Below are 6,345 nucleotides of genomic sequence, written 5' to 3'. Positions count from 1 at the left end.
CATTTGCATCTGCCTATCCTTAATTCTCAATAGAGTAATTTATGATAAGCAGTTACACAAAATTCGTTACAGCCTCACAACGAATTGTTAACTGGGTCTGTTTTTAGAATAAACCTATTACTTTAAGCAGAAGTGTTAATACAAAAAGCATTCATTATTTTCATTTTTATTCTTTTTAAGCGCAAGAGCTGTTTAAAATAAAATAGCCACGTTTCATGGCGTTAGTCTTTCACCACTTAGGTTAGTAAAATAGGGTTCAAATACAGGAGGATGGAAGCTCTACACTAGAGCCTAATATCCCATTAGACCCATAGAACTTGAGGTAAGAGCAAAGCAGGTTTAACCCAATTAGGTTTGCCTTATACTATTTACTTATGTTGGCTATATGCTGTTGTCTGCTTCCTTCGCTTGGTATCACATACGATTTTGATTACACTTAAGGGCTATATAGCTATCGTTTTTACAGGAATATTTTCCTATGTTGTCTTTGTCTAATAGCCTTCTTCTTGCCCGTTTGGAACGGAGAATGAGTCGCGCTGAAAATTTTGCAGATTGGAAAACGTTAGCCTTGGAGCACGATTCAGTGTCTGGTCTCGAAGCCTGGAAGCACAAAGAAGCCTCAAAAAGCTACGATTACACCAATATTCGCTCCAGAATAGAAGCTCTTAAGGAGCTAAGGCGAAAGGAGGATGACGTTGGATTGCTTTTCGCCCTTAACGAGGGGATTCATGGTAATCAGGGGGGGATGGGTAATCCAGTTCTGTATCAAAATGCCAAATATGGTACTAAAATACTTATCGAAGAGTACGTTGACGAGATAGTCGATGCTCTTGAGCATATATCCACAATACCGGAGTCCAGCGCACTCACCTCAGAAGATAAGTTAGATTTTTTTGAGCGAGCCAGTCATTGTTTTGGTCGCTCTGCCTTAATGTTGAGTGGTGCAGGCTCTTTGGGACATTTCCATCAAGGGGTGGTTAAAACCTTATACCAACATAAATTGCTTCCTACCGTCATTTCTGGCTCAAGTGCAGGATCAATATCTGCTGCAGTACTGGGCACTCACACGGACGAAGAATTGCCTGCCATTTTGCTAAATGGTCAATCTTTTGATCCATTGCAGACTGAGATAGACAAGAGATCCAATCACTTGTTTCGTCGCCAGATGAATCCAGCATCATTGCAGATGATTTTAAAAGCTGTCATTCCTGATATGACTTTTCAGGAAGCCTATGAGAAGACAGGCCGGATGATCAGCGTCACGATTGCGCCTCGTGAGGAGCATCAGTCTTCTCGACTTATGAATGCAATTACCTCGCCCAATGTGTTTATCCGCACAGCGGTGACTGCGTCCTGTGCGGTTCCTGGTGTTTATGCGCCCGTGATGCTAATGGCTAAAAATGTTTATGGGGAGGCACAACCCTATTTACCCAATCGTCTTTGGGTAGACGGCGCAGTGACTGATGATTTACCGGCGAAGAGATTAGCCAGACTGTATGGGGTTAACCATTATATTGTCAGTCAGGCCAACCCTTTGTCATTGGCGCTTATGAAGGGTGAACAATATAATCCTCTTCCTAAAGGGGCTCAAAACATCATACGATTATCCTCACAGGAATTATTAAAAAGCGGTGAGAAATTTAGTCGACGTTATTTGGGTAAAATCCCCAGTATGGGTAGGGCAATGAGCATGTTCTACTCCGTAATGGCACAAGATTACAAAGGGGATGTGAATATCATTCCGAGTTTTGGTTATGTCAGCCCACAAAAGCTGCTAGGGCAATTAACAAGCACTGAAATTAAGGAATTGGTTTTAGAAGGTGAACGTTCAACCTGGCCTAGGTTGGAGCAGATTAGAATATGCTCTAAGATCGGTCAGAAATTAGATGTGATACTCGATAAGCACGCTGAACATAATATTAAGCATTTTTATAAAAAACGGCGCAAAGCTGCCACTAAGTCGAGCGAGTAATGTTGTTTATTACTATGGCATATTTTATTGTTTTTTAATCAATGACAAGGCCAAGCACTTCTTGGCAGTTGGAAGAAAAAAGCGCTATCTCATCGCTAATCATCGAGCAACAGACTGTATTGGTGCTGGATCATGAAAAAAATGGGCTATTTGAATAGCGTCTAGCATGTGGCGGATAAAAAATAACATGAGTCGCTTAACTGCCTTAAACTGACAGGTGTGGCTAAGCTGGTCGCAAAATATACTTTAATTCTTTACCAACTATCTCGCCAGTAGTCTCGTGACTGCCTGGCGAGGTATCTAGTTTGTCTAATCTCAGCTTTTGGATGAAATGAAATAACGAGGGTTGAGCTATTTTTAATGTGTAAAATTTAAATTTTTACCGTTACCGATTTGATCATTGAGTCCTCTAATGCCATTCCGAATAAATTATTGGCACATTGTCGCATGGCAGTTACGACATTTGACCTACCGGCGGTAAAGCGGCTCAGGGCTCCCGGATTGAAGGTAAGTGGCCAACTTGTCCCCCATCAGAGAGTCTAACTGTTGCAACCTGGTTGCTGGCAGAGGATGAGTCCGAAACAGCAGTGATACTCGGTTATCGGTGTTCGGTAAAGCTTCAAGCTTGGTCAGCACAGAAGGTAGCCCGAAGGGGTCGAAGCCTGCGCGGGTAGCGAGCACCACACCCATCTGGTCGGCTTCAAACTCGACACTCTGATCCAGTTTTCTGGATATAAGGCTAGCCCCCGTACCTAAAAGCCGCTGCGTTACATCCTCTTGACCGTGTGCCAGCAATTCACTCATCTTGTTAGCCCCCTCATTAATGAGTTTTGTACTCAGCGACGCTTTGAGGTGGTGGCGCCCAACGACATGTGCAATTTCGTGGGCGAGCACACCAGCCAGCTCTGAAGGATCCGACAGGCTATCGTAAAGTCCTCGGGTAATCAGTATATATCCGCCGGGTATTGCAAATGCATTTAAAGCCGGTGAATCAATCACACCAAAGTGCCAGGGTAAATCAGGACGCTCTCCGTGAGAGGCAACCCAGCGGCCAATCTGGTTGACATAGTGCTGTAAACCCGGATCTTCCAGTAATGGGACTGCTGCCAACAGGCTCGCAGCAATCTGGCGTCCTGCTTCCACTTCTTCGTCTTGTGTAGGCAACTTCAATACTGCCAGATTTTTGCTGGCGATCTTACCCAGCCGTCCGTCCAGCTTTTTGAGTGCTTCGAGCCCCGCCGGAACACTTCTATCGGCGCCAATCGCAGAAACACTGATTAGCAAACCAAGCAACGGAGCTGTTAACCACGGCTTTAAAGATGTCAGAGAAAAAATCAAATCGCAGCGAAAACATAATTCACGAGTCATCATTTCACTGGATCCTTAAGGTAAGGGATTGTCCGTGTTATCAAACCGTTGTGAAGGGCGAATTTTTCGGCTTCGACCTTTGACACCGCAAAGTTATCTAGCTCTTGCAAACGGGCCATATTAGGCGAAGCCGTCGCCAAATCCTCTTCGTTTAAACCCCGAATACCCGTCGTTGCGGCTACGTTGCCCATACCCTCTCGACCTGTCGCTATGGCAGCAACGCTTGCAAGTTCAGCACCCGCTGACGCCTTGACTGAATCTGCCATAAGAGTGACATGTAGCATTCTGATCCAGCCCTGATTGTTTGTCGCACTGACCCGATACCAACCGCCTAGCCGTTCAAAAATAAGTAGCTGAGTAGAGGTTGGCAATTTACGTATCGTTTCTCCGTCAATCTTCGGCACTGTTTTAAGTTCTGTTTCTCTTGAGGTCATTCCCTTACTACCTGCAGGCTGTAATGTCGCTATCTGTTGCTCCGCCTCAGGAACTGCAGCCCTTGTTTCAACTTTTGTTGTGACCTTCGTTTCAATCTTTGACTCTGTCTTGGCTTTTAAGGGTTGGTTTTCTGGTGCTGGCGGACTCGGTACCACTATTGGCGGTGAATCTGGCGCTGGTGCCCGTTCGTCTATTGGCGCCTTCACCTCAGTAGTGTGCTCAGGCTCAGGCGGACTTACTTGCTCTTGAGGACTTGAGCTATCACACCCTGGCATGGTGGCGAGCACCAGTATGCCAACCAGCCAATATCTTGCATACTTGTTAAACATTAGCCTTTTCCTTTATTTCTAGCGCTGTGAAGTGGATATCAGAATTGGACTGACACACCTTTACAAATTCAGGCGTCATTTCAATCACTTCTAGTTTGTCGTGTGCGACCATGAGCGCCCTAGCAAGTACCGATTTGCCCTGCAGTCGCCAAGTATCGTTACTTTCAACTTTGAGATCAAACGCGTCGAGTAAAAACCGGCACTTAGCGTGACGTTTATTCAGCATAGTGATACTGGTGTGAAGCATTTCGTCCAAGTCGGTCAGTGCCTCCCTCGTCTGTGCTAGCGGCACGACCCAATAGAGCACCAAGGTATCACTGTATAGCGTCGATAATAATGGTGCTTGGTTAAACATGCGAGGGGCACCTACACCTAGGTTGGTTAAACCGACCCTTCTTAACATGAATGTCTGTGTGCGACTCATAGCCTTTTCCGACCCCGCCATTTGACAACGAACTAACAGAACCTGACTATGGCTGCCTGCTTGCAATGCCATTGAAAAGAATGGATGGCCGTTACGCCTCAGGTTAAGCCCCATACTATAAGTCCGAGCAATGAAAAAATAGAGCAACCCCGCAGCAAAAGGTGCTGACAGATCAACAAACACGTGGGTGTAATTAAGAAACAAATAAGAGATGCCGAGGAAACTGATCTGAACCATAGTGAAGACGGGATTCAGTAGGCGATAATCAACGTTTGATACAAAAGCCATAGCCAGTAGGGCAAGTAGCGATATTGTAATTAGAAGATAAATCCACGGTGGCAAAAGTACCAGGGAATCACCTGTATATAGATTGTCGATAGCCGTAGCAAGAATTTCGAGGCCAGGATGGTTTTGAGACATAGGCGTCGGCTTAAGATCAAACAGTGAAGGGGCGGTGGAACCAACGATGACAATCTTACCCTGGAATTGTGCTGCGACTGTTTTTGACTCCCCTCCAATCAGTTCGGCGAATAAAGGCGCAAAAGAAAAGGTCGAATATGCTCCAGGGCCACCGCGCCAATTCAGCAGCACATCTGAAGCTTCTGGCAAGGATCGACCCGATGCAGCGACAACATTGGCAGGTAGTGAACCGATGCGCCATCCCGCCAAATCACGATAGAGATTATACTGGCGCGCAATACCGTCAGAACCGGAATACAGGTTATTAGTACCAAGTTGATTATCACTTAGGTCTCGGTAGAAGTAAGGCAAGATCATCGCGACTGTTGCTGCACTTGATGGGGAATCTATTGCGGGATGCACCCCTGCAAGGCTCGATAATTTCAGCTCACTCAGACTGTCATTATTCGGGTTCAGCCTTATCATGGTAAAAAACGTATTGGGCGTTGCGGCAACAACTTCACGAAAATAAGCATCGGCCTCTGGGTGATTCAAATCAGGATCAACAAAGGTGATGTCGAAGACAATTGCCTGCGGTTCAGCGGGCACTAAAAGCTCGACAAATTCCGCCATGACACTTCGTGGCCAAGGCCAGCGGCCATATTCTGGCGCCATTTTGGCAAGGCTGGCTTCATCTATATCAATCAACACCACCGCAGGACTTGGTTTTGGCACTTGAAAACGGTTTTTCATGATCAGGTCGTAGGTCTGATTCTGCATGCCCTTCATGGAGCCGGACAAAATGGTGATCGAAAAAACAACCGACAACACCAGGGCGAGACCCACATAGAATCTATTGCCTAGTTGTTCAAATAACCAGGCAAGCGGCCTTTCTACGACCCAGCGAAGTAAGATCACGGGTTTATAATCCTTGATATGCAATGAGGTCCGAGCATTCTACAGTAACAAGACTTGGTGAGCGTACAGTTCGTTATCCGTATATGAAAAATAAACCTGTATCCTAATATATTTAACAGAGTCTAATTTTGTTGAGTTCTGGGTCACTAAACTGACTCTTAGGACAAGATAATGGTCGAGAGTAAAATATCTGCAATTGAGACAGTCATCATTAGAGACTGTATTTAAGACAGTCATGATTAGTACACGCATGTGGTGGTGTATGTGGACAAAGCGCTGGCTGAAAGCTGGTCAATGGAAGACGTGGTTAGGCGCTGGCATGGTTTACACAAAGGTATACTGCTAACACAGAAACACGCTGGCCATCACGAATTAAGAAAGTCTGTAATCGAGACAGTCATTATAATTAAACTGGTAAAAAGTCAGTTTTGAACTACGCTTTAAAGGTTAAAACAACCACGGATGGTCTGTCATGCCGCAATCACGTCAAAGCCAAATCA

General features: G+C 45.4%; 4 protein-coding genes. 1 reads left to right on the top strand and 3 read right to left on the bottom strand.

The window, feature by feature from the left end; translation table 11 throughout:
* The first annotated feature begins 478 nt into the window (after window positions 1–478).
* On the top strand, window positions 479–1,972 hold the full coding sequence (locus ABKW31_RS22535) for a DUF3336 domain-containing protein (RefSeq protein WP_348618966.1): 1,494 nt from the start codon (window positions 479–481) through the stop codon (window positions 1,970–1,972).
* 468 nt (window positions 1,973–2,440) lie between these two features.
* On the opposite strand, the gene ABKW31_RS22530 is transcribed toward ABKW31_RS22535, so the two are convergent.
* From ABKW31_RS22530 to ABKW31_RS22520, 3 genes are read right to left on the bottom strand one after another with little or no spacing between them, the layout of a single operon-like run.
* The gene (locus ABKW31_RS22530) at window positions 2,441–3,343 is read right to left on the bottom strand and encodes a M48 family metallopeptidase (RefSeq protein WP_348618965.1); all 903 of its coding nucleotides are present in this window, start codon (window positions 3,341–3,343) and stop codon (window positions 2,441–2,443) included.
* Complete coding sequence (locus ABKW31_RS22525) at window positions 3,340–4,104, bottom strand: hypothetical protein (RefSeq protein ID WP_348618964.1); 765 nt, start codon at window positions 4,102–4,104, stop codon at window positions 3,340–3,342. The genes ABKW31_RS22530 and ABKW31_RS22525 overlap by 4 nt, the downstream gene beginning before the upstream one ends.
* Window positions 4,097–5,845, bottom strand: coding sequence for a CHASE2 domain-containing protein (locus ABKW31_RS22520; RefSeq protein ID WP_348618963.1), 1,749 nt, complete (start codon window positions 5,843–5,845; stop codon window positions 4,097–4,099). Before ABKW31_RS22520 ends, ABKW31_RS22525 begins: the two co-directional genes overlap by 8 nt.
* Between the last annotated feature and the right edge of the window lie 500 nt (window positions 5,846–6,345).

The sequence above is a fragment of the Paraglaciecola sp. 25GB23A genome, from assembly GCF_040012495.1.
Taxonomy (GTDB): domain Bacteria; phylum Pseudomonadota; class Gammaproteobacteria; order Enterobacterales; family Alteromonadaceae; genus Paraglaciecola.
This window is presented reverse-complemented; position numbering and strand designations above follow the sequence as displayed.

Excerpts from the sequence above, each read along its gene's own strand:
- ABKW31_RS22535 (WP_348618966.1), top strand. The coding sequence starts at position 479 with ATGTTGTCTTTGTCTAATAGCCTTCTTCTTGCCCGTTTGGAACGGAGA.
- ABKW31_RS22530 (WP_348618965.1), bottom strand. The coding sequence starts at position 3,343 with ATGATGACTCGTGAATTATGTTTTCGCTGCGATTTGATTTTTTCTCTG.
- ABKW31_RS22525 (WP_348618964.1), bottom strand. The coding sequence starts at position 4,104 with ATGTTTAACAAGTATGCAAGATATTGGCTGGTTGGCATACTGGTGCTC.